Below are 21,288 nucleotides of genomic sequence, written 5' to 3' on the forward strand. Positions count from 1 at the left end.
CAATAATAAAAATGAAAAAGGATGAAGAGGATGAACTTAACGCAAGAAGTAGCAAAACGCCGTACCTTTGCCATCATTTCCCACCCGGATGCTGGTAAAACGACGATTACAGAACAATTATTATTATACTCAGGTGCTATCCGTCAAGCGGGTACTGTTAAAGGGAAAAAATCAGGTAAATTCGCCAAGTCTGACTGGATGAAAATTGAGCAACAACGTGGGATTTCCGTTACCTCTTCAGTGATGCAGGTAGATTACGATGGTTACCAAATCAACCTAGTGGATACCCCAGGACATGAGGACTTCTCTGAGGATACTTACCGTACTTTGATGGCTGTAGATGCGGCCGTGATGGTAATTGACTCAGGTAAAGGGATCGAGCCTCAAACTAAGAAATTATTCCAAGTTTGTCGTATGCGTGGAATTCCAATTTTCACCTTCATGAACAAATTAGACCGTGATGGCCGTGAACCGATGGACTTAGTTGCTGAACTTGAAGAAGTGTTAGACATCGATGCCTATGCAATGAACTGGCCAATGGGTATGGGGAAACAATTCCTTGGTTTATATGATTTCTACAACAACCGTGTTGAATTAACCCATCCGGAAGAAAATGGTGGTAACGACTTCCTACCATTGAACGAAGACGGTGAAGTTGAAGGCGACTTTAAATTTAAAGAATCATCTATTTATACCGAAGCCTTGGAAAACGCAGAATTAATGCGTGAAGCTGGTAACGGTTTTGATGCAGAAGCCATTGATGCCGGTGAATTAACACCTGTATTCTTTGGATCTGCCTTAACAGGATTTGGTGTACAAACCTTCCTAGATGCCTTCGTTGATTTCGCGCCAGCACCTTCTGCAGTAGCTACTGTTGAAGAAGGGGAAGAAATTGAACCAACAGATGCTGAGTTAACTGGTTTTATCTTTAAAATCCAAGCCAACATGGACCCTCGTCACCGTGACCGGATTGCCTTTGTTCGTATCGTGTCAGGTGCCTTTGAAGAGGGAATGGATGTTAAAGTAACGCGTACTGGCAAGAAAATCAAATTGAACAATACAACCCAATTTATGGCCGATTCAAGAGAGAACGTTGAAAAAGCTGTAGCCGGCGATATCATTGGTTTGTATGATACAGGGAACTTCCAAATCGGTGATACCATTTATACAGGCAAAAAGGCCGTATCATTCCCACCACTACCACAATTTACACCGGAATTATTCATGAAAGTATCACCTAAAAATGTCATGAAACAAAAATCATTCCATAAAGGGATGCAACAATTAGTCCAAGAGGGTGCCATCCAACTTTATAGAACATGGCATTCAGAAGAGTATATTATTGGTGCTGTTGGGCAACTACAATTCGAAGTTTTCCAATACCGCTTATTAAATGAATACAACTCAGAAGTTGACATGTCACCAATGGGCAATAAAATCGCCCGTTGGATTTCTGAAGAAGAGTTGGATCCGAAGATGTCCTCAAGCCGTAACTTACTATGTAAGGATATCCATGGTAATCCTGTTTTCCTATTTGAAAACAACTTTGCCGTGAACTGGTTCCAAGGTAAGTATCCGGATGTGCATTTAGAAACTTTACTGTAATAAATAGTTTTCAATAGCAAGAAAAGAGCAATATAAAACCACTAAACGATGACAATTTATGTTGTGATCATTTAGTGGCTTTTTTTATTTAGTTTGTAACGTGTATAGCTCATGACATATATTTATTTATAGATATCGCCTGTTATTGTTGTTGAGTATAGAAGACTAAGACTATCTTAGACGCATAATTGTTTCAAACCAAGATTCGATTTGCTGTTTGTCAGGTACATCCTTTAAGTAAACGAAATTAAAGGGATGTTGAATATTAAAGTTTACTAATGGAATTTCAACAAGATAACCAGTTGCTAATTCTTCTTTCACAGCTTCACGGTACATAAAGGTGATACCCATATTTTGATGGCATAAAGCTTTAATGACATTCATATTTGTGATTTGAGTTCTACCAATAAAGTCGTCAACATGAAGATTCTGGTTATATAAAGCTTGTTCTAAAATATCACGTGTACCACTCCCTGGCTCCCGTAAAATAAGTTGCTGATCAAGCAAATCTTCTAAAAGAATGGCTTTTTTTGCTAGGATATTTTCAGGCGAACAGATAGCGATAAACTCTTCATTTGAAATCAACTTATGTTCAAATTCCTGCTGGTTGAAATGGCCCTCTAATAGAGCGAAGTCAATCTTACCGTCCCAAAGCATCTCTTGTAGAATATGGGTGTTTTCAACAAACATTGAAATATTTGTAGCAGGTTTTTCTTCAAATATCTGATGTAGAATGGGCGGCATAGTATATTCACCAATGGTTAGGGTTGCACCAAAGTGTAGAGGATAAACCTTATCTTTTACACGGTGGAGCAGTGGCAATATACGTTCAGCATTTGCTTTTAATAACTTGATATATTGTTGAAGAGCTTTACCTTCTTCAGTAAGCGAGAAGTTTTTGCCTTTTTCAGCTATTAAAATGATTTGATAGTAGTGTTCTAAATATTGTATATGCTGAGAAACAGCAGGTTGAGTCATGTTTAAGATTTCAGCCGTTTTAGTAAAACTCCCTTGCTCACAAAGGGTTAAAAAAGTTTGTAAACGATTATCTAGCATATCCACCATCCTTATAATAATTATTTATGTAAATATAAAATATGATAATTATATTTTATGGAAACCGTATGCTATATTCAAGATATGAATAATGATTTGGAGGAGAATTATGATAGAAAAAGGAAAAAATTTAATACCAGGCTTATCACTTAGTGCCTTAGTTGCAGTGATAGCCATAGTGCTGAGTAGCTTATTACCAGGTGATATCATTGGTGCGACTGTGATGGCTCTGCTAGTTGGGATGGCATTAAATCCTTTCTTCATGAAACATCAACAGCTATATTCAGGGGTTACTTTTTCATCAAAGAAAATCTTACGATTAGGAATTATTTTGATGGGCGTGAATCTGAACTTTGCTGAAGTGTGGGATGTTGGAAAATATGCACTTTTTTTAATGATATTTACAATGTTGACAGCCTTTGGTGTAGGTAACTTGATTGGTAAGTTTTTTGGGATAAATTGGAAGCTAACAAACTTATTAGCAGTGAGTACAGCAATCTGCGGAGGATCAGCGGTTGCAGCGGTTGGACCTGTTATAAAGGCGAAACATGAAGATATTACTTATGCAATTTCTGCTACCTTTATCTTTGATATTATTACAGTAATTATTTTTCCATGGATAGGGATTGCGCTGGGGATGTCTGATACAGGGTATGGTCATTGGATTGGTACTGCGGTGAATGATACCTCTTCTGTAGTAGCTGCTGGTTATGCTTTCTCACAACTTGGTGGGAACGTAGCGGTTATTGTAAAACTAACACGTACGCTATTCATCATCCCATATGTGCTAATTTTCTCTGTTATTAATGAACGGCTAGAAAATAAGGCACAGGGAACAGAATCCCATACACCTGTCGATTTACGAAAAATATTTCCGTATTTCATCATTTTATTTCTAGTCGTTGTGGCTTTGCGAAGCATTGGCATTATACCGAATGCGATTGCGCCATCTATTTCTAGTGCATCAAAATTCAGCATGATCATGGCCTTATCTGCAATTGGATTAACGACTAGCTTTAAAGATATTAAAAAAATTGGTCCTAAGCCGATGATTCTAGGTTTTATAGTTGATTCACTTGTTGTCGTTGTTGCCATTGTTGTTCTATTTCTAACAAAGCATTTCTAACGATAAAAGAATAAGTATTGTTTATAAAAAAAAAGAATTGTAGCAATGAAGCCACAATTCCTTTTTTTGTTTATTTAGTTGTACTATCGTCTGATTCTAAGTTTGATGAATTTTTATTTTCATTTTCATTTTCACTGACACTTACTACAATTTCGTCGTCAGTATTTGTTGTGAAATTAATTTCGTGAATATCACTGTTTTTTAGATAGGTATCAGCAACTTGGTCTTCGATTTGACTTTGGATGACACGTCTTAATGGGCGAGCACCAAGTTTTGCATCATAGCCAAGTTCAACTAACCGTTCTTTGACCTTGTCATCAACATTTACATGGATGTCTTGGTTGGCTAATAAGTTGTTCATGTTGTCTAATAGTAGGTCAACAATCACAATCAATTCTGCTTTAGTTAGCGGTTGGAATTCGATAATCGCATCGAAACGGTTCAAGAATTCAGGTTTAAAGTAGTCACCGATCTTGTTCATGATACTTTGTTGTTTACCTTGTTTGCTTGCCCCGAAACCAACACTTGCTTCCACGCTATCTGAACCGGCATTTGATGTCATGATGATTAGGGTATCTTTAAAGGATACAGTCCGTCCTTGGGCATCTGTTAAACGACCGTCTTCCATAATTTGTAGGAAGATATTTAAGACATCTGGATGGGCTTTTTCAATTTCATCTAATAGGATGATTGAATATGGCTGACGTCGTACTTGTTCAGTTAATTGGCCAGCTTCATCGTAGCCCACGTATCCTGGAGGTGAACCGATCAGTTTAGACACGGCATGCTTTTCCATGTATTCGGACATATCAAAACGGACTAAGGCTTCTTTGCGACCAAATAATTGGATGGCCAATTGACGAGCTAATTCAGTCTTACCAACACCAGTTGGCCCGACGAACATGAAAGATCCGATCGGACGGTCTTGACGGCTCAAACCAACGCGATTACGGCGGATGGCTTTAGCAATGTGTTCTACAGCATCGTCTTGACCAATGACGTGTTGTTTCAAGTTTTCGTCTAGGTTGATTAACTGGTTTTGCTCAGATTCTTGCAAGTCTGAAACAGGAATACCGGTTTTGGTTTCGATAATCGCTTGGATGTCGCTAGCAGTAACCGTTGGGGTCTTTTCAGTCACATTTTGGTTGCTATCATACATGCCTTGGTATTTATTTAATTGGTCACGGTAGTAGGCTGCTTTCTCGTAATCTTCTGCTTCTGTGGCCATTTCTTTTAGTTTGGTTAATTCATCAATTTGATTTTTCAAGGATTCACGGTCTAAGAATGGAATAGTTAAGTTCATTTTAGAACCAGATTCATCTAATAAATCGATGGCTTTATCTGGTAATTGGCGGTCAGTTATATACCGGTCAGATAAACGGACAGTCGCTTCAATCGCTTCATCACTATATTTCACGTTATGGAAACCTTCGTATTTTTCTTGAATACCTTTAATAATTTCAAGGGTTTCCTCTACAGAAGGTTCAGCTACCATGACTTGTTGTAGACGACGGGCTAGGGCGCCATCTTTTTCGATTTTTCTAAATTCATTTAAAGTAGTAGCACCCACTAATTGGAGTTCTCCACGGGCTAGGGCTGGTTTTAGAATATTACCAGCATCTAGTGAGCCGCCTTCGGTTGAACCAGCGCCGACAATTTCATGAATTTCATCTATAAATAGAATGATATTTTTATTTTCACGGACTTCATTCATTAATTGTTGCATTTTTTCTTCGAATTGACCGCGGATACCAGTCCCTTGAACAAGCGAAGCAACATCTAATTGGATGACTTCTTTGTTGCGCAATTTTTCCGGTACAGCGTGCTCAACAATTTTTTGAGCGAGTCCTTCGACAACCGCTGTTTTACCAACACCTGGTTCACCAATTAGAACAGGATTGTTTTTTGTCCGACGGTTCAGGATTTCAATCACTCGGATAATTTCATCGTCACGACCGATAATTGGGTCGATTAAACCAGCTTTAGCTTGGTCAGTCAAGTTGGTCCCGTAATTGCCTAAGATAGAATCGTCATTGTTGCCACCTTGGCCAGCTTGAGCTTGCGCTTTATTTTGCGAATTAGTAGAAAAGCCTTGTTGTTGCATTTGACGTAATAAGTCATCAAAGTTATAGCCACCAAAGGGGTTGTTACCGTTACTGTTGTTGTTATTTAAATTATTGGTTTGTTTACCTTGAGATAGCTGTGAGTAGCATGTTTGGCAGAGGTTCACTGCTTCACGTCGGCCATTCACATTTGCGTATACATGAATGACGGCGTCGCGTTCGCCACAGTTTTGACATAACATATAAACACTTCCTTTATTTAATGCTAAGGGGGTTGCTTGCAATTTTTAATTCGCAGCATTTCAATATAACTGCTAATAACTCTATTATACTCTGACCAATTTTGACTTTCAACTAAAAGGTCTCAACCAAAATAATTCATGTGCTATCCAAGTGAAAAACCTTGTGGAAACGCTATTTTTTTGGTAAATTATAAGTGAAAGAGTTTTCTAATTGTGGTATAGTCTAGTTTGTGACGTTTTACTTTGCAAATAGATAAGCTATAATAACTCTTGCCTATTTATAAAGGTATGAATAAAACATTTTAAAGGAGATTTTTGATTATGAAAAAACAAGAATTTAACATTACAGCTGAAACTGGTATCCACGCACGTCCTGCAACTTTATTGGTGCAATCTGCAAGCAAGTTTAACTCAGATATTAACTTAGAATACAAAGGTAAATCTGTAAACTTGAAATCTATCATGGGCGTAATGTCTTTAGGTGTAGGTCAAGGTTCTGACGTTGTAATCACTGCTGAAGGTGATGACGAAGAAGAAGCAATCCAAACAATTGCTGACACTATGAAAAATGAAGGGTTATCAGAATAATATGACAAAATTAACAGGAATCGCGGCTAGCGATGGCATTGCCATCGCTAAAGCGTTCTTAGTTGAAGAACCTGATTTAAGTTTTGAAATTTCAAAATCTAATGATTCACAACAAGAAAAAGAACGCTTAGCAAAAGCTATAGCCGACTCAAAAGTAGAAATCGAAAAAATTAAAGCGGTTGCAGCTAAATCCTTGTCAGAAGAGGAAGCGCAAGTCTTTGACGCGCATTTAATGGTCCTTGAAGATCCGGAATTGCAGCAAGCTTACACCCAAAAAATTGATGATGAAACATTGAATGCAGAATCTGCTGTTCGTCAAACAGCTGACTTCTACATCGAAATCTTCAAAGGTATGGAAGACAACCCTTATATGCAAGAACGTGCAGCTGACATCAAAGATGTTACTGATCGTTTAGTAGCACATTTATTAGGTGTTAAAATCCCTGACCTTTCAACAATTGATGAAGAAGTGGTTGTTGTGGCTTATGACTTAACGCCAAGTGATACTGCACAATTGAACCGCCAATTTGTTAAAGGTTTTGCGACTGATATCGGTGGACGTACGTCACATTCAGCGATTATGTCTCGTTCATTGGAAATTGCAGCGGTTGTAGGGACTGGTAATGTTTCTAAAGAAATTAATGACGGTGACACTGTCATTGTTGATGGTTTAAACGGTGATGTTATTGTAAATCCTGACGACGCAACAATCGCAGAGTACGAAAAAATTGCTGCTGACTTCTTAGCTCGTAAAGCTGAGTGGGAAAAACTTAAAGACGCTGAGACTTTAACTAAAGACGGCAAGAAATTCGAAATCGCTGCCAACATCGGTACGCCAAAAGATTTAGAAGGTGTACATTCAAACGGTGCTGAAGCAATTGGTTTATACCGTACTGAATTCTTATACATGGATTCAGACGAAATGCCAACTGAAGATGAGCAATTCGAATCTTACAAAGTTGTTTTAGAAGGTATGAATGGTCATCCAGTCGTTGTTCGTACAATGGACATCGGTGGGGACAAACACTTACCTTACTTACAATTACCAGAAGAAATGAACCCATTCTTAGGTTATCGTGCAATCCGTATCGGATTAAACCAACCTGAATTATTACGTGTACAATTACGTGCTTTATTACGTGCGTCTGTATACGGTTCATTACGCATCATGTTCCCGATGATTTCTAATTTACCTGAATTCCGCGCTGCGAAAGCAATTTACGAGGAAGAAAAAGCTAAATTAGAATCAGAAGGTGTTGAAGTTGCGGATGACATCCAAGTGGGTATCATGATCGAAATCCCAGCAGCCGCTGTGATTGCTGATCAATTCGCTAAAGAAGTTGACTTCTTCTCTATCGGTACTAATGACTTAATCCAATATACAATGGCGGCTGACCGTATGAACGAACACGTTTCATACCTGTACCAACCATTTAACCCATCTGTATTACGATTAATTAAAAACGTTATCGATGCTAGTCATAAAGAAGGTAAATGGACTGGTATGTGTGGTGAAGTGGCCGGTGAACCAATGGCTGCCCCATTATTAGTAGGTATGGGCTTAGATGAATTCTCTATGTCTGCATCTTCTGTACTGAAAATCAGATCATTAATTTCTAAATTAGATTCAAACGAAATGGCTGAATTAGCCAACAAAGTGGTTACGGAAGCAACTTCTTCAGACGAAGCTGAAGCTTTAATTAAAGCAGCAGTTCCTGAATTAGCTGACTTATAATCATTTCAAATAAACATACTGAAAACCTCACTGAGATCATGGATTTTGGTGGGGTTTTCTCATCGTCTTAGTAACAAACCAAAGCAAACAGATTCCTTATCGTATTCTTTACAATTAAGTTGCCTTCAGGTGATTTTTTAATTACAATTTTTCTGTTATGATAGGATATATGACAGGATTAAAACAAAAAGGGCATCTAAGGAGTGTTTAGATGAATATCGCGATCTTTACCGATACCTACTTTCCACAAGTAAGTGGGGTCGCTACATCAATTCAAACATTAAAAGAAACGTTTGAGGATAACGGACATCAAGTCTATATCTTTACGACATCTGATCCAAAGGCAGAAATTGAAGACCATGTCTTTCGCTATGAATCAGTTCCTTTTCTGTTCTTCAAGGATAGACGAGTGGCGATTCCTTCTTTTGCATCGATTTACCGTAAATGTAAAGAGTTAGAAATTGATATCGTCCATTCCCAAACGGAGTTTTCTATGGGGTTGATGGGGGTAAGCGTAGCGCGCTATATGAGGATTCCACTAGTGCACACTTACCACACTTGGTATGAGAAATACCTCCATTATATTTTGAACGGCAAATTAATTTCTCGAAAAACGGTCGTTCATTTGTCTAAACTTTTCTGTGATCAAGCTGATTTGGTCATTTCACCTAGCGGTCAGATGAAAGATGTTTTACGAGACTATCAAATTCAAAAACCTATTCATGTCTTGGCAACCGGGGTAAAGTTACCTAAGAAAATTGACCAAGATGTCTTAAAAAACTTTAGACAAAGCTGGGGTATTGCACAAGATGAGTATTTACTATTATCGATTAACCGTATTGCTGAAGAAAAAAACTTAATCGCGATTATCGAGCAGTTCCCTCAGGTGCTAGCGGATATTCCGAATGCAAAGTTATTACTTGCTGGAGACGGGCCACAATTAAAAGAGTTAAAAGCGTTAACAGCCGAACTGAACTTGACGGATAAAGTCGTTTTCCCAGGCTTCGTGGCTCATGACCAAGTCAACGTCTTGTACCAAGCGGCGGATGTTTATGTGAATTTATCAACTTCAGAAACGCAAGGCTTAACCTTTATTGAAGCCATCACCAACCATTTACCGGTGATTGCCATGAAGACGCCTTATCTAGCGGCCCTTGAAGATATTGCAACGTTCGGTCATTTATTAACCGAAGTGACAGACTTTCCGCAATCTGTGAAGGCTATTGCAGCTACGCAATCTACATTAACAGAAGGGCTAGCGCCATTGATTTACCATGTGTCGGCGGACGCTTTCTATGAAGACTTGTACCATATTTATCAGTACATGATTGAATTGCAGTCAGAGAAACCGAGAAATCTAATTGGCCGAAGTGTTTACCTATCTTCTTCTTTTGCAGAATTGCATAAGCCCTTGAAGTGGACCAGCAAGTACTTTCCGTCTTTCTATATTCGCAGAAAAGATGAATAGTCAGCCTTAATACGGGCCGTCATTTTTCAATGAAAAGGCTTTGCTGAAATTAATTCATTTCTTATGCACTTAAAGGTTTTTTATTCACCCAAAGAGTGTTAAAATGACAAAGATAAGAAGGCGAAAGGAGATTATTATGCAATCATCTCGATTAGAAGCAATTATTACCCGATTAAAAGCGATGCTTTCTGATGACTCAGAAATCGAAGTACGTCGTTTTGAAAAAGAGGGCGTTGAGAAGTGTATTGTACGCTTTAACAAAGAGTCTGAAAGTTTTGAATTAGAGGACTTAACAATCAACGAAACTTTCCAATTTGATGACATTGATTTAGTCGCAATGGAAATCTACGAGTTAATTCAATAATTAACCAATGCAGTTGAAATTGTAGGGTGACCTACTAGAACTACCAATATGGCAGACATTCTGTGTCGTATAGAGGGTCGTGGCATCACGATCCTTTTTTTATTTATATGGAGTAGAGGGAGTTTAACATGTCAGATTCAATGAAATTATCGCGTGCTATAGCTTTTTTTAAGGACAGTGGCAGCGCAACAACCATTACACAAGAAAATACTGCAGACGAGGTCGTAATTGATCGCATCACCTTCGACTCGCGTGCGGTGACAGCCAACACCTTATTCGTTTGTAAGGGGCTAAACTTTAAGGCATCATACCTAAAAGATGCCGTTGACCGCGGGGCAGTGGCCTACCTATCAGAACAAGATTACGCAGCAGACATCCCAGGCATTATCGTTGAAGATATCCGCCTAGCGATGGCTCAGCTCGCCAACTTCTTCTACCAATCACCTTGGCAAGACGTGGCCATTTCAGGGATTACAGGTACCAAAGGTAAAACAACCACTGCAGGTTTTGTTAACCAAATTTTGACTCTAGACAGTCAGAAGAAAGGGCAAGCACTACCTGGTTTCGTATCATCTACCTTTAACTATGATGGCCTAGAAAAAACGCCATCAACCCTTACTACGCCGGAAGCCATGGATTTATATGAAATGCTAGCAACAATGCGAGACAATGGTGTGAAACGGGCAACTATGGAAGTATCCAGTCAAGCCTTAAAATACCACCGAGTTGATGACGTGAAGATGCAAGTGGTGGCTTTTTTAAATATTTCACCAGACCATATTTCACCAGTTGAACATCCCACTTTTGCTGACTACTTCCAGTCAAAATTACGGATCTTTGACCACGGTAAAGTGGCCGTCATCAATGAAGATACGGACCATTATGAAGAAATTTTAAAAGCAGCACAAGATGCTGAAAATATTGAACGGATTGTGACTGTTTCACGCAAGAACCCGGCGGCTGATTATTTTGCCGATGAATTAGCTTTTAGTGAAACCAAACAGACTTTTGTGGTGAAAAACCAAGGTGAAGCGATTCCGATGGCTTTAAATGTCTTAGGGCACTTTAATATCAACAATGCCTTAGTGGCTGCGGCGATTGCGCGTGAAAACGATGTAGAGTGGGCAACAATTCAAAAGGCTTTAGGCGATGCCAAAACTGATGGCCGGATGGAAATTTATCGTAGTGCGGACAATCAATTAACCTTCGTCGTTGATTTCGCGCACAACAAGATTTCTTTTGAAGAATTATTCTCATCTGTTAAAGAAATGGCCCCTGATAATGAAATCCGCATCGTTTTTGGATCAGCCGGTGGTAAAGCTGAAAACAGACGTGCTGATATGGGCCATGTGGCTGGTTTAAATACCAATGAAATTTATTTAACCAGTGATGATCCAAACTTTGAAGACTCTTATAAAATCATGGCTGAAATTGAAGAAGCCATTAACGGGGTCAATCCAGATGCTAAAGTAAGAAGCAATTTAGATCGGACCGGATCAATCTATATGGCCTATAAGGATGCGATTGCGTCCGGGAAACCGACGACCATTGTGGTAGCTGGTAAGGGGTCTGAAGATACGATCAAAATTAATGGCCGTAACGAAATCTATGTTCCTGATTTTGAATATGTTCAACAATTGATTGCTTTTTATGAATTTAAGGGTAGAATTTAAGAATAGAGAAATTTATGAGAATATCATGAAATATACATGATAAAATACAATGAACTAAAGAGGTGGCAAATTTGAAACAAATTAATATTGGATTACTTGGTCTAGGTACAGTCGGTGGCGGTGTAGCCAAAATTATGTACGATCACGCACAAAAAATGTCAGATACGGAAGGTATTCAATACCAAGTAACGAAGATTTTTGTCCGTGATATTGAAAAATCAAAAGCGAAACATCCCGGATTACCAGAAAGCATTCAATTGACAACTGATTTCAATGATGTCATCAACGATCCTTCAATTGATATTGTCGTTGAAGCGATGGGTGGAACAACATTCGCAGCTGACTGTATTGAATCTGCTTTACGCGCTGGTAAACACATCGTAACTGCTAACAAGGACTTGGTGGCGATTAAACGCGGTTTAGATTTAATCCAATATGCCCAAGACCATCAATTAGACTTCTTATATGAAGCGGCAGTTGCTGGTGGTATTCCAATTTTAAATAGTTTACGTACGCCACTAGCGTCAGACAAGTTATTCTCTGTATCAGGTATTGTCAACGGGACAACGAATTACATTTTGACAAAAATGGTGGAACAAGGTCGTGGCTTCGATGAAGTCTTAGCGGAAGCGCAAGCTTTAGGTTTAGCAGAAGCAGACCCATCAGGCGATGTTGATGGTCTAGATGCAGCCCGTAAGATTGTAATCTTAACGAAAATGGCCTTTGGGGTGACTGTCGACTTGAACGAAATTCCAGTCAAAGGAATCCGTCATGTCACAGCTCGTGATATCCAAGTTGCTAGCTCATTAGGTTATGTGATCAAGCTAATTGGTCGTGCAAACTTTGTAGACGGTACTGTATACGCTGAAGTGGGGCCAACCTTAGTACCAAAAACCCATCCATTATCAACTGTTCGTAACGAAATGAATGCTGTCTTTACTGAGGGAGCAGCGACTGGCGAGATGATGTTCTACGGGCCTGGTGCCGGCGAATTACCTACAGGTGCTATGGTAGTTTCAGATATTATGGCCATTGGTCAGCATATTCACACAGAAACGACTGGTCAACCATTTGCGAATTACAGTCAAGATGCCGCTTGGAAAAAGGCTGAAGATATCAAATCTGTCGGTTTCTTCCATTTTGAAACTGAAGACAAACAAGGGCAATTCATCAAGCTTGTCCAAATCTTTGACGATGCGAAAGTCAGCTTAGACAAGGTATTCCAAGAACCGTCATCTGACGATAAGACAGCGAAAATTGTGGTTGTCACTCATGAAATGTCACAAGCCCAATTACAACAAATCAACCAAGCCACACAAGATAGTCCTGAATTAAACCTGATTTCTTACTATTCTGTGTTGCCTGAAGCGAAGTAGGTGACCGATATGGTAGAAAAGGTACGTGTGAAAGTCCCGGCGACTTCAGCCAATATGGGACCCGGCTTTGATTCAATCGGTGTTGCCGTTAGCCTATATTTAACGGTGGATATTCTTAGCCCTAGTGAACAATGGCAAATTGACCATGACCTAGGCGAAGGGATTCCAACTGATGCATCCAACATGGTGATTGAAACAATTTTACGGTTCGCACCGGATGCCAAGCCCCACTATTTAAATATGACTAGTGACATCCCGACAGCCCGTGGTTTAGGGTCATCATCTTCAGCCATTGTGGCGGGTATTGCCATTGCTGAAATTTTAGCGGGGGCTAATTGGTCAATGGATGAAAAGATTAACATGGCTAACGAAATCGAAGGGCACCCAGATAACATTGCGCCAGCTTTAGCGGGCGGGTTAGTAGTATCTGTAGCCATGGATTTAACCCATGTCTTGTGGACGAAGTCTTTATTAGAGGATGTGCATTTTATTGCGACCGTCCCTAACCGTGAGCTATTAACTAAACAAGCGAGAGCCGTTTTGCCGAAAGAATTGGTCTTTGCAGATGCAGTTCGAGCGAATGGTATTGGCAACGTCTTCGTCAGTAAGTTGTTAGAAGGGGACATTGAAGCAGTGGGTACCTTGATGGAAATGGACCAGCTGCATGAACCATTCCGGGCACAATTAGTGCCAGAATTAGGTGAAATCCGCCAAGTTTTGTCAAGAGTTGACGGGGTTTACGGGACTTACCTATCAGGTGCCGGCCCAACTATTATGACCCTTGTCCAAGCTACTGCCTCAGATCAAATTGTTGAAGCAATCAGCCAATTAAATCTTGACGTACAGATAAAGACACTTGACTTTGCCTCAGATGGGGTTATAGTAGAGAATATGTGATTTTAGACGATTGATAATGTTACGAGCATGTCAGACTGATATGCTCGTAGCATTTTTTGTTGCTTTGCTTTTTGGAAAATGGCTACTATCCGCCAACTTGGCTTGCAGCTTTGCCAAAAGTTTATACTTATGAAACATGCGGTGAACAGGCCTTTACATAAGTGAATCAAGGGGCCGCTTATGGTATACTATTCATGAAAATAAGGGAGGCCGGCATGAAAAAAGACTATTTTAAACCAACCTGGATGATAGAACGTATCTATCAATTGACACCTGATCAATTAGCCAAACATAATATCAAAGGCGTAATCACCGACCTAGATAACACCTTGATTGCATGGGACAACCCGGATGGGACACCGGAGCTGCGCGCTTGGTTACAAACCATGGAAGAAGCGGGGATACCTGTTGTCATCTTATCCAATAACCATCACGGCCGTGTGAAACGTGTTGCTGACCAGCTAGGGGTACTCTTTACCTCAGATGCTAAAAAACCTTCTCGTAGAGGATTTAGACGGGCCATTGACATGCTTGGTGTCAGCCAGGATGAAGTAGTCATTGTTGGTGACCAACTTTTAACCGATGTTTTTGGTGGTAACCGCCTAGGCATTCGCAGCATCTTGGTCATGCCATTAGTTGAAACAGACTTGGTATGGACCCTATTAAACCGTAAAATTGAAAAATTCTTATTCAAGAGAATTGAAAAGAAACATCCCGACTTGAAGTGGAGGAATAATATTGTCTAACGAAGAAACACTATATTGCGTTGGTTGTGGTGCTGAAATTCAGACTGACCAACCAGACAAACGCGGGTACACCCCGCAATCTGCCTACCAAAAAGGTATCGAATCAGGATTATTATACTGCCAACGTTGTTTTAAATTGCGTCATTATAATACCCTTGAGAAAGTATCGACATCTGCAGATGAATTTTTAGCCATCTTAAACACCCTTAGTGAAAAAGATGCCCTTATTGTTAACGTGATTGACATCTTTGACGTAGCAGGCTCTTTAATTAACGGCTTGAACCGTTTTTCAGGGTCTAACCCTATCCTAATGGTTGCCAACAAGATGGACGCCATTCCAAAGGCAGTGAAACACAACCGGATTGAAAATTGGTTGCGTAAATACTTGAAAGATAATGGAATTAAAATCGATGATTTAATCCTTACCTCAGCTAAAAAGCGGGCTAATATTGATGATTTATTAGCGAAAATCGATGAAATGCGTGATGGCCGTGATGTTTATGTGATTGGTATGGCTAATGTTGGTAAATCTTCATTGATTAACCGTATTCTTCAAGCCACAGGTGTTGAAGCGGATGTCATTACAACTAGTCAGTTCCCAGGAACGACTTTAGATTTAATCGATATTCCTTTTGACGATGCAAATGGTAATGAAGCTAGCTTAATTGATACACCTGGAATCATTAACCCAGGCCAGATGACCTCTATTTTAGAAGGAAAAGAATTGGTGGATGCTTTACCGAATAAAGAAATCAAACCTGTGACTTTCCAGCTGAATCCAGAACAAACATTGTTCTTTGGTGGCTTAGCCCGTCTTGATTTTATTGCTGGTGAACGGACGTCCTTCACGGTTTATATGTCTGGTCAGATAAAACCTCACCGTCGTAAATTAGAGGGTTCAGACGAATTTTACCAAGAACATCTTGGTGGGATTTTACAACCGCCTTACCCAGAAAATGAGGCCAATTTCCCAGGACTAGTCCGCAAAGAATTCTCAATCAAAACACCAACAGATATCGTATTTCCAGGTTTAGGCTGGGTTTCAGTAAGTGACCCAGTTCGAATTGCGGCTTACGTGCCAAAGGGTGTTGATATTATTACCAGAGAAAAATTAATCTAGATTTTAGTCGCTTTAAAAGTCGCATAGCATATCAGCTAGAGCAAAATCGGATTTGAGCCTGCATAAATGGAAGGTAGGCTCTTACACCTTGTTATGAAAGGAGACTATTCATTTTGAATAACAAACAAAAGAAATTTTTACGTAAAGAAGCCCATCATTTGAACCCCGTAGCCAACATTGGTAAAAACGGTTTATCAGAAGAATTTATGGTGCAAATTGATGAAGTCCTAGAAAAACGTGAGTTGATCAAGGTACATTTATTACAAAATACAGATGAAGAAACTAGTGAAGCGGCAACAGAAATCGCTGAAGCAGTAGATGCATTTGTTGTCCAAACAATTGGGCGTGTGATTACTTTATACCGTCCTTCTTCTGAATCTAAGTATCAAGAAATTTCAGCGCAAGTAAAAGCTTTAGGCTAATTACAGGAGGCAAATTGTGGCAAAGGTATCATTTTTAGATCAAGAACATGTTCGTTTAATAAATGAACCAGAGACAGAATTAGCGTTTGAAGACAATCCCAATAAACGGATTGGTATTCTAGGGGGTACCTTTAACCCCATCCATAACGGTCATTTATTGATGGCTGAACAAGTCTATGACAAGCTGAAATTAGATGAAGTGTGGTTTATGCCAAACAAGAAGCCACCCCATTCGGAAACCAAAGAAACCTTAGACGACGCCTACCGGGTAGATATGATTGAATTGGCAATCCAAGACAATCCACATTTTAGTCTAGAAGCAATTGAACTCGACCGGGTAGGGAAATCTTATACGGTGGATACTATGGAGATTTTAACGGCCCTGTATCCAACTTATGAGTTCTATTTCATCATTGGGGCGGATATGATCGAAAACTTACCTAAATGGCATCGGATTGATGATTTGATTAAGATGGTGCATTTTGTAGGTGTTGGCCGTGAGGGTTATCAAAATGATACGGACTATCCATTGATTTTTGTAGACGCTGAAGGGATGACTGTGTCATCAACAGGGATCAGAAACTCGGTGGCAGAAAAAGCCTCTATCCGTTACCTGACACCAGGATCTGTTGTTGCCTACATTCAAGAAAAGGGGTTATATCAAGCACATGAAAGCTAGAGAATTAAATCCGGATCTGATTAATATTAATCGGGATGAACTTGAGAAATTACTGCAAGCTCGTTTAACCAACAAGCGGTATAAGCACGTCTTACGGGTGGAAGAAACAGCTATTGAACTAGCTGAACAATACCCTGAAGCGGACGTAGATAAGGCCAGTATAGCAGCCTTACTCCATGATTATGCTAAAGAGGATAGCGAAAACCACTTATCTGAGTTTAAAGACTATCCAGGATACGACCCAGAGTGGTTAAATTACGGATCTGCCATTTGGCACGGTCCATTAGCCGCTATGATTGCAAATACTCGATTTGGGGTCAAAGATGAAGATATCTTACAGGCTGTTTGGTCCCATACTATAGGGAGCTATGACATGACTCTAGACCAAAAAATCTTGTTTATCGCCGACTATATCGAACCAGGTCGTGACTTTAAGGGCGTTGAACAAGCACGAGATCTAGCCAAGACTGACTTAGATGCGGCAGTAGACTTTAAAATCAAACAATCTATTGTCCATTTGGTTGAATCAGGCCGTCAAGTATATCCAGAAACAATCGCCATCTACAATGATTGGGTTAAAAAATTTAGCAGCAAAAAAAAGTAATAAAAACAAGTAATCAGAATAAAACAGCAATAATAAAGGAGTATTTATGACTAAAAAGAGTGAAATATTATTAGAAGCAATCGTTAGAGGTGCGGACGACCGCTTAGCGACAGATATCGTAGCCTTAGACGTTGCCAACACAACACCAATGGCTGACTATTTTGTCATCATGTCTGGTCGTAACGATCGTCAAGTTAAAGCCATTGTGGACGCTGTTGAAGACGCAATTGAAGAAGCAGGATTTTCAGTGAAGGGTATCGAAGGAAAAGACGGTAACCGTTGGATCTTAATCGATGCTTTCGACGTGATTGTACACGTATTTACAAGTGAAGAACGTGGTTTCTACAACTTAGAAAAAATGTGGGCTGAAGCACCATTAGTCAACGTTGAAGAATGGATTAGCTAAGGCGCAACCATGACAGAAAATCAACAACAATATGACGTATTCGCCGATGTCTACGAAATCTTGTTTGATGACAGTCTATACCTATCTTGGTTTACCTTCGCCACAGAAACCATGCAGGCCTTCGACAAATTCATAGAGGGCCAAGACTATTGGTTGGACCTTGGCGCAGGTGGCGGTCAATTCGCTATTTTGATGGCCCAAGCAGGTTATCCTATCAAGGGGCTAGACCTATCTGAAAAAATGGTCGCTGCAGCCAAAGCGAACGCTAAGGAAGCTAAGTTAGACCTTGAATTCTGGCAAGATGACATGACCACATTTGAATTAAGGGACCAAGCAGCAGTCATTTCCTGTTTCTGCGATACCTTTAATTATCTAGCGGACGCGAATGCGGTGAAAACTACTTTTACCCATATCTACCAGCAATTACAAGATGGTGGGATTTTCATGTTCGACGTTCATTCTATCCATCAAATGAATGACATCTATCCAGAAACATCCTTTGTCGTTGAGTGGGATGACGCCGTATTTACCTGGACATCAGACCAGTTCCGTGGCGAAAATACCATCGACCATACCATTAACGTATTCGTTCAAAACACAGACGATAACAACTACCAACGGTTTGAAGAAATGCACTACGAACAGACCTTGCCTATTGAAGCTTACCAGGAAATTTTGACCCAAGTAGGCTTCAAGAACATCCGTGTCACAGCAGACTTTGGCCAAGACGCACCGGATGAGAGTTCTAAACGTATCTTCTTTTCAGCGCAGAAATAAGTAATGTAAACACTTTGAAAAAGGGGTGACCCTATGCAAGCTGTCGGAATTATTGCCGAATGGCATCCGTTCCATAACGGACACGCCCATCAGATCAAAAAAGCCAAATACCAGGCCGAGGCCGACCTTGTAATTGGCGTCATGTCTGGTAACTACGTTCAACGTGGGGAACCAAGCCTAGTATCCAAGTGGGCGCGGGCAGCCGTTGCTTTGGAGAACGGCTGTGATTTAGTGGTTGAGTTACCATTTTGGTTTGCTACCCAACCAGCTGACTACTTCGCTGAAGGCGGGGTAAAAGCTTTGGTGGCCCTTGGTGCATCAGCTATTTCTTTTGGGGTTGAAGACGACCACTTTTCTGATTATGAACAATTGGCCAAATGGATGATCGCCCACCCTGATCAAGTAGCGGCCGCTGACCAATATGTAGAGAATTTAGACAACCGTTCTTTCGCTGAAAAACGGATTGCAGCTATTCAATATTTGCAGGCGACCCATCTAGAAATTACGGATTTAAAGGTCAACTTTAAAGAAAACGCCAATACCTTACTGGCTTTTGCTTATGCTAAGGTCAATGCCCAGCTACAGACGCCTTTAAAGATGGTGCCGGTCAAACGGATTGGGGACAACCATCGTTTAAATGCCTTAAATGAAGGCCAATTAGACCAAGACACTAGTCTTTATACGTCTGGGTCAGCCATACGTCACTACCTCTTTTCCAAAGATTTAAAGGGTCTTAAAGAGTCGAATGAATTGGAGAAGATGGTGCCTAGTGATATGGCTGAGGCTTTATGTAAGGCAGTTGAGGCGGACCTGCTGGTGTCGTGGACGGATTTATTTCCTTATCTGCGCTATCGTTTGTTGACGGCTTCTAACGGGGAGTTAGGGGGTATCTATCAGATGGTGGGTGGTATGGAAAATCGGATGGTTGAGGCGATCAAGCAGGTGGATAATTTCTATGATTTTGTGGACCGGGTGAAGAATCGGAATTGGTCGGCAAATCGGGTGCAAAGGACGGCTTTGATGGTGGCTTTGAATATTCAAAAAGATGAGATGCAGGCAGTGCTTTCACCTAGTCATCGACAGCCTTTGATGTTGCTTGGGGCGACTGAGAAGGGACGGGCTTATTTGAAGACGGTTAAGGCGGATTTGAGTGGGGCGGATAGTCTGTGGCAATTGGTGAGTCGTGTGGACCAGACGAGTGAAGAAAAATGGCCAATGTGGTTGAAGGTTGACCGGATGTATGAAATACTAAAACCACAAATTGATACACAAAATTTCAATCATCCGCCAATATTTACGAAATAAAAAAAGGAAAGGGAGCAGAGGAAAAATAGTTTACTTTTTGATGGAGACCTAGTAGTATGGGAAAGTACGTTTCATCCTGTAAATATGACAGTCAAAAAGTGATAATGAGTTTAATTTAATGACCTTGTCAAGGAAAAAACATTGACAAATAAGTTTAAACTTAGTATAATTTTTCTTGTTGCTTATTAGGTGGTCAATAATGAAATGGTCTATTCAAGAGTTGCGTCAAATCGCATCCCAACCAATGATGATTCAAGAATCAGTCGATATGAAAGAGCAAATGAAGGCAGTAATACCTGAGTTGATCGACATGTCACCTGTTTCAGTTGATGGTATGGTTCTCTATGAAGAACATACAGTATTGACACAATTACGATTAGCACTAAAAATGACGATGCCATCTACACGGTCTTTAGAGCCGGTAGTGCTGGATCTACAATTACCAGTTTCCGAACGTTTTCTTGAAGACGGTTGGGAGACAGATATTGTCGATGAAGAACACGTTGTTCAGTTATCTATGGATAGCTACACGTTAGATTTGCGAGAATCTATTCGTGACAACATTCTTCTAAATCTACCAATTCAGATTTTGACTGAAGAGGAAGAGGCTGACGATGCGTTTCCTGAAGGGAATGACTGGCGAGTTGTAAGCCAAACAGAGTTTGAAGCTGAACGTGATGAAGAGGAAGTTATCAATCCTGAATTCGCTAAACTTCAAGATTTGTTTAAAGATTCAGAATCGTCGGATGAAGCATAATTGATATTTAATTAGGAGGTGTAATGATGGCAGTACCAAAACGTAAAACGTCTAAACAAAGAAAAAACAAACGCCGTACACATTACAAGTTAGAAGTACCTGGAATGAACGCATGCCCTAACTGTGGTGAATTACGTAAATCTCACCATGTATGTGCAAACTGCGGTTTCTACGATGGTAAAGATGTAATGACTGACGCAGCAGCTGAATAATTTTATTTAGCGCAAGATTCATTGAGGATTACTGCATAGTTGATATGTGGGAAACTAAAATGTTTAC

At 40.1% G+C, this 21,288-nt stretch carries 21 protein-coding genes; 19 read left to right on the forward strand and 2 right to left on the reverse strand.

The window, feature by feature from the left end:
• The first annotated feature begins 30 nt into the window (after positions 1-30).
• Positions 31-1,605, forward strand: a complete 1,575-nt coding sequence (locus ACUW85_RS01510; RefSeq protein WP_048726656.1) for a peptide chain release factor 3 — start codon at positions 31-33, stop codon at positions 1,603-1,605.
• A 171-nt stretch (positions 1,606-1,776) separates the two neighbouring features.
• On the opposite strand, the gene ACUW85_RS01515 is transcribed toward ACUW85_RS01510, so the two are convergent.
• Positions 1,777-2,661: a LysR family transcriptional regulator gene (locus tag ACUW85_RS01515; RefSeq protein WP_048726653.1), complete on the reverse strand. Its 885-nt coding sequence runs from the start codon at positions 2,659-2,661 to the stop codon at positions 1,777-1,779.
• A gap of 109 nt (positions 2,662-2,770) precedes the next feature.
• Between ACUW85_RS01515 and ACUW85_RS01520 the strand changes: the two genes are divergently transcribed.
• A complete protein-coding gene (locus ACUW85_RS01520) occupies positions 2,771-3,787 on the forward strand; it encodes a YeiH family protein (RefSeq protein ID WP_165696180.1) in 1,017 nt (338 codons plus the stop codon).
• A gap of 70 nt (positions 3,788-3,857) precedes the next feature.
• Here the strand turns inward: ACUW85_RS01520 and ACUW85_RS01525 are convergent, their stop codons facing one another.
• Entirely contained in the window at positions 3,858-6,092 is a 2,235-nt protein-coding gene (locus ACUW85_RS01525) for an ATP-dependent Clp protease ATP-binding subunit (RefSeq protein WP_182023053.1), read from the reverse strand.
• Between the two features lie 321 nt (positions 6,093-6,413).
• On the opposite strand from ACUW85_RS01525, the gene ACUW85_RS01530 reads away from it, so the two are divergent.
• The 17 genes from ACUW85_RS01530 (at position 6,414) to rpmF (ending at position 21,221) form a co-directional block, all read left to right on the forward strand.
• Complete coding sequence (locus ACUW85_RS01530; protein WP_016897686.1) at positions 6,414-6,680, forward strand: phosphocarrier protein HPr; 267 nt, start codon at positions 6,414-6,416, stop codon at positions 6,678-6,680.
• 1 nt (position 6,681) lies between these two features.
• Positions 6,682-8,415: a phosphoenolpyruvate--protein phosphotransferase gene (gene ptsP / locus ACUW85_RS01535; RefSeq protein ID WP_029315811.1), complete on the forward strand. Its 1,734-nt coding sequence runs from the start codon at positions 6,682-6,684 to the stop codon at positions 8,413-8,415.
• A gap of 211 nt (positions 8,416-8,626) precedes the next feature.
• Positions 8,627-9,883 (forward strand): glycosyltransferase, encoded by a 1,257-nt coding sequence (locus ACUW85_RS01540; protein WP_016897684.1) that lies wholly within the window; start codon positions 8,627-8,629, stop codon positions 9,881-9,883.
• Between the two features lie 136 nt (positions 9,884-10,019).
• The gene (locus ACUW85_RS01545) at positions 10,020-10,247 is read left to right on the forward strand and encodes a YkuJ family protein (RefSeq protein ID WP_016897683.1); all 228 of its coding nucleotides are present in this window, start codon (positions 10,020-10,022) and stop codon (positions 10,245-10,247) included.
• A gap of 128 nt (positions 10,248-10,375) precedes the next feature.
• The gene (locus ACUW85_RS01550) at positions 10,376-11,920 is read left to right on the forward strand and encodes a Mur ligase family protein (protein WP_048726641.1); all 1,545 of its coding nucleotides are present in this window, start codon (positions 10,376-10,378) and stop codon (positions 11,918-11,920) included.
• Positions 11,921-11,982: 62 nt separating this feature from the next.
• Entirely contained in the window at positions 11,983-13,296 is a 1,314-nt protein-coding gene (locus ACUW85_RS01555) for a homoserine dehydrogenase (RefSeq protein ID WP_048726637.1), read from the forward strand.
• 9 nt (positions 13,297-13,305) lie between these two features.
• Positions 13,306-14,193 (forward strand): homoserine kinase, encoded by an 888-nt coding sequence (gene thrB / locus ACUW85_RS01560; RefSeq protein WP_048726634.1) that lies wholly within the window; start codon positions 13,306-13,308, stop codon positions 14,191-14,193.
• A gap of 215 nt (positions 14,194-14,408) precedes the next feature.
• On the forward strand, positions 14,409-14,939 hold the full coding sequence (locus tag ACUW85_RS01565) for a YqeG family HAD IIIA-type phosphatase (RefSeq protein ID WP_026465405.1): 531 nt from the start codon (positions 14,409-14,411) through the stop codon (positions 14,937-14,939).
• Complete coding sequence (yqeH, locus tag ACUW85_RS01570) at positions 14,932-16,059, forward strand: ribosome biogenesis GTPase YqeH (protein WP_149358368.1); 1,128 nt, start codon at positions 14,932-14,934, stop codon at positions 16,057-16,059. Before ACUW85_RS01565 ends, yqeH begins: the two co-directional genes overlap by 8 nt.
• Positions 16,060-16,172: 113 nt before the next feature.
• Complete coding sequence (gene yhbY / locus ACUW85_RS01575; RefSeq protein WP_016897677.1) at positions 16,173-16,481, forward strand: ribosome assembly RNA-binding protein YhbY; 309 nt, start codon at positions 16,173-16,175, stop codon at positions 16,479-16,481.
• 16 nt (positions 16,482-16,497) lie between these two features.
• Positions 16,498-17,160: a nicotinate-nucleotide adenylyltransferase gene (locus ACUW85_RS01580; RefSeq protein ID WP_149358367.1), complete on the forward strand. Its 663-nt coding sequence runs from the start codon at positions 16,498-16,500 to the stop codon at positions 17,158-17,160.
• Positions 17,150-17,764, forward strand: coding sequence for a bis(5'-nucleosyl)-tetraphosphatase (symmetrical) YqeK (gene yqeK, locus ACUW85_RS01585; protein WP_149358366.1), 615 nt, complete (start codon positions 17,150-17,152; stop codon positions 17,762-17,764). Before ACUW85_RS01580 ends, yqeK begins: the two co-directional genes overlap by 11 nt.
• A gap of 46 nt (positions 17,765-17,810) precedes the next feature.
• Positions 17,811-18,170, forward strand: coding sequence for a ribosome silencing factor (gene rsfS, locus ACUW85_RS01590; RefSeq protein WP_016897674.1), 360 nt, complete (start codon positions 17,811-17,813; stop codon positions 18,168-18,170).
• A gap of 9 nt (positions 18,171-18,179) precedes the next feature.
• Positions 18,180-18,947, forward strand: coding sequence for a class I SAM-dependent DNA methyltransferase (locus tag ACUW85_RS01595; RefSeq protein WP_048726622.1), 768 nt, complete (start codon positions 18,180-18,182; stop codon positions 18,945-18,947).
• Between the two features lie 33 nt (positions 18,948-18,980).
• A complete protein-coding gene (locus tag ACUW85_RS01600; RefSeq protein WP_048726619.1) occupies positions 18,981-20,252 on the forward strand; it encodes a nucleotidyltransferase family protein in 1,272 nt (423 codons plus the stop codon).
• A gap of 199 nt (positions 20,253-20,451) precedes the next feature.
• Positions 20,452-21,009, forward strand: a complete 558-nt coding sequence (locus ACUW85_RS01605) for a YceD family protein (protein ID WP_016897671.1) — start codon at positions 20,452-20,454, stop codon at positions 21,007-21,009.
• A 26-nt stretch (positions 21,010-21,035) separates the two neighbouring features.
• Positions 21,036-21,221, forward strand: coding sequence for a 50S ribosomal protein L32 (gene rpmF / locus ACUW85_RS01610; RefSeq protein WP_016897670.1), 186 nt, complete (start codon positions 21,036-21,038; stop codon positions 21,219-21,221).
• Positions 21,222-21,288 lie beyond the last annotated feature (67 nt).

The sequence above is a fragment of the Aerococcus sp. 150760013-2 genome (genome assembly GCF_053627715.1).

What these genes read in the sequence shown, in the direction of transcription:
- ACUW85_RS01510 (WP_048726656.1), top strand. Translation starts at nt 31, where the DNA reads ATGAACTTAACGCAAGAAGTAGCAAAACGCCGTACCTTTGCCATCATT.
- ACUW85_RS01515 (WP_048726653.1), bottom strand. Translation starts at nt 2,661, where the DNA reads ATGCTAGATAATCGTTTACAAACTTTTTTAACCCTTTGTGAGCAAGGG.
- ACUW85_RS01520 (WP_165696180.1), top strand. Translation starts at nt 2,771, where the DNA reads ATGATAGAAAAAGGAAAAAATTTAATACCAGGCTTATCACTTAGTGCC.
- ACUW85_RS01525 (WP_182023053.1), bottom strand. Translation starts at nt 6,092, where the DNA reads ATGTTATGTCAAAACTGTGGCGAACGCGACGCCGTCATTCATGTATAC.
- ACUW85_RS01530 (WP_016897686.1), top strand. Translation starts at nt 6,414, where the DNA reads ATGAAAAAACAAGAATTTAACATTACAGCTGAAACTGGTATCCACGCA.
- ptsP (WP_029315811.1), top strand. Translation starts at nt 6,682, where the DNA reads ATGACAAAATTAACAGGAATCGCGGCTAGCGATGGCATTGCCATCGCT.
- ACUW85_RS01540 (WP_016897684.1), top strand. Translation starts at nt 8,627, where the DNA reads ATGAATATCGCGATCTTTACCGATACCTACTTTCCACAAGTAAGTGGG.
- ACUW85_RS01545 (WP_016897683.1), top strand. Translation starts at nt 10,020, where the DNA reads ATGCAATCATCTCGATTAGAAGCAATTATTACCCGATTAAAAGCGATG.
- ACUW85_RS01550 (WP_048726641.1), top strand. Translation starts at nt 10,376, where the DNA reads ATGTCAGATTCAATGAAATTATCGCGTGCTATAGCTTTTTTTAAGGAC.
- thrB (WP_048726634.1), top strand. Translation starts at nt 13,306, where the DNA reads ATGGTAGAAAAGGTACGTGTGAAAGTCCCGGCGACTTCAGCCAATATG.
- ACUW85_RS01565 (WP_026465405.1), top strand. Translation starts at nt 14,409, where the DNA reads ATGAAAAAAGACTATTTTAAACCAACCTGGATGATAGAACGTATCTAT.
- yqeK (WP_149358366.1), top strand. Translation starts at nt 17,150, where the DNA reads ATGAAAGCTAGAGAATTAAATCCGGATCTGATTAATATTAATCGGGAT.
- rsfS (WP_016897674.1), top strand. Translation starts at nt 17,811, where the DNA reads ATGACTAAAAAGAGTGAAATATTATTAGAAGCAATCGTTAGAGGTGCG.
- ACUW85_RS01595 (WP_048726622.1), top strand. Translation starts at nt 18,180, where the DNA reads ATGACAGAAAATCAACAACAATATGACGTATTCGCCGATGTCTACGAA.
- ACUW85_RS01600 (WP_048726619.1), top strand. Translation starts at nt 18,981, where the DNA reads ATGCAAGCTGTCGGAATTATTGCCGAATGGCATCCGTTCCATAACGGA.
- ACUW85_RS01605 (WP_016897671.1), top strand. Translation starts at nt 20,452, where the DNA reads ATGAAATGGTCTATTCAAGAGTTGCGTCAAATCGCATCCCAACCAATG.
- rpmF (WP_016897670.1), top strand. Translation starts at nt 21,036, where the DNA reads ATGGCAGTACCAAAACGTAAAACGTCTAAACAAAGAAAAAACAAACGC.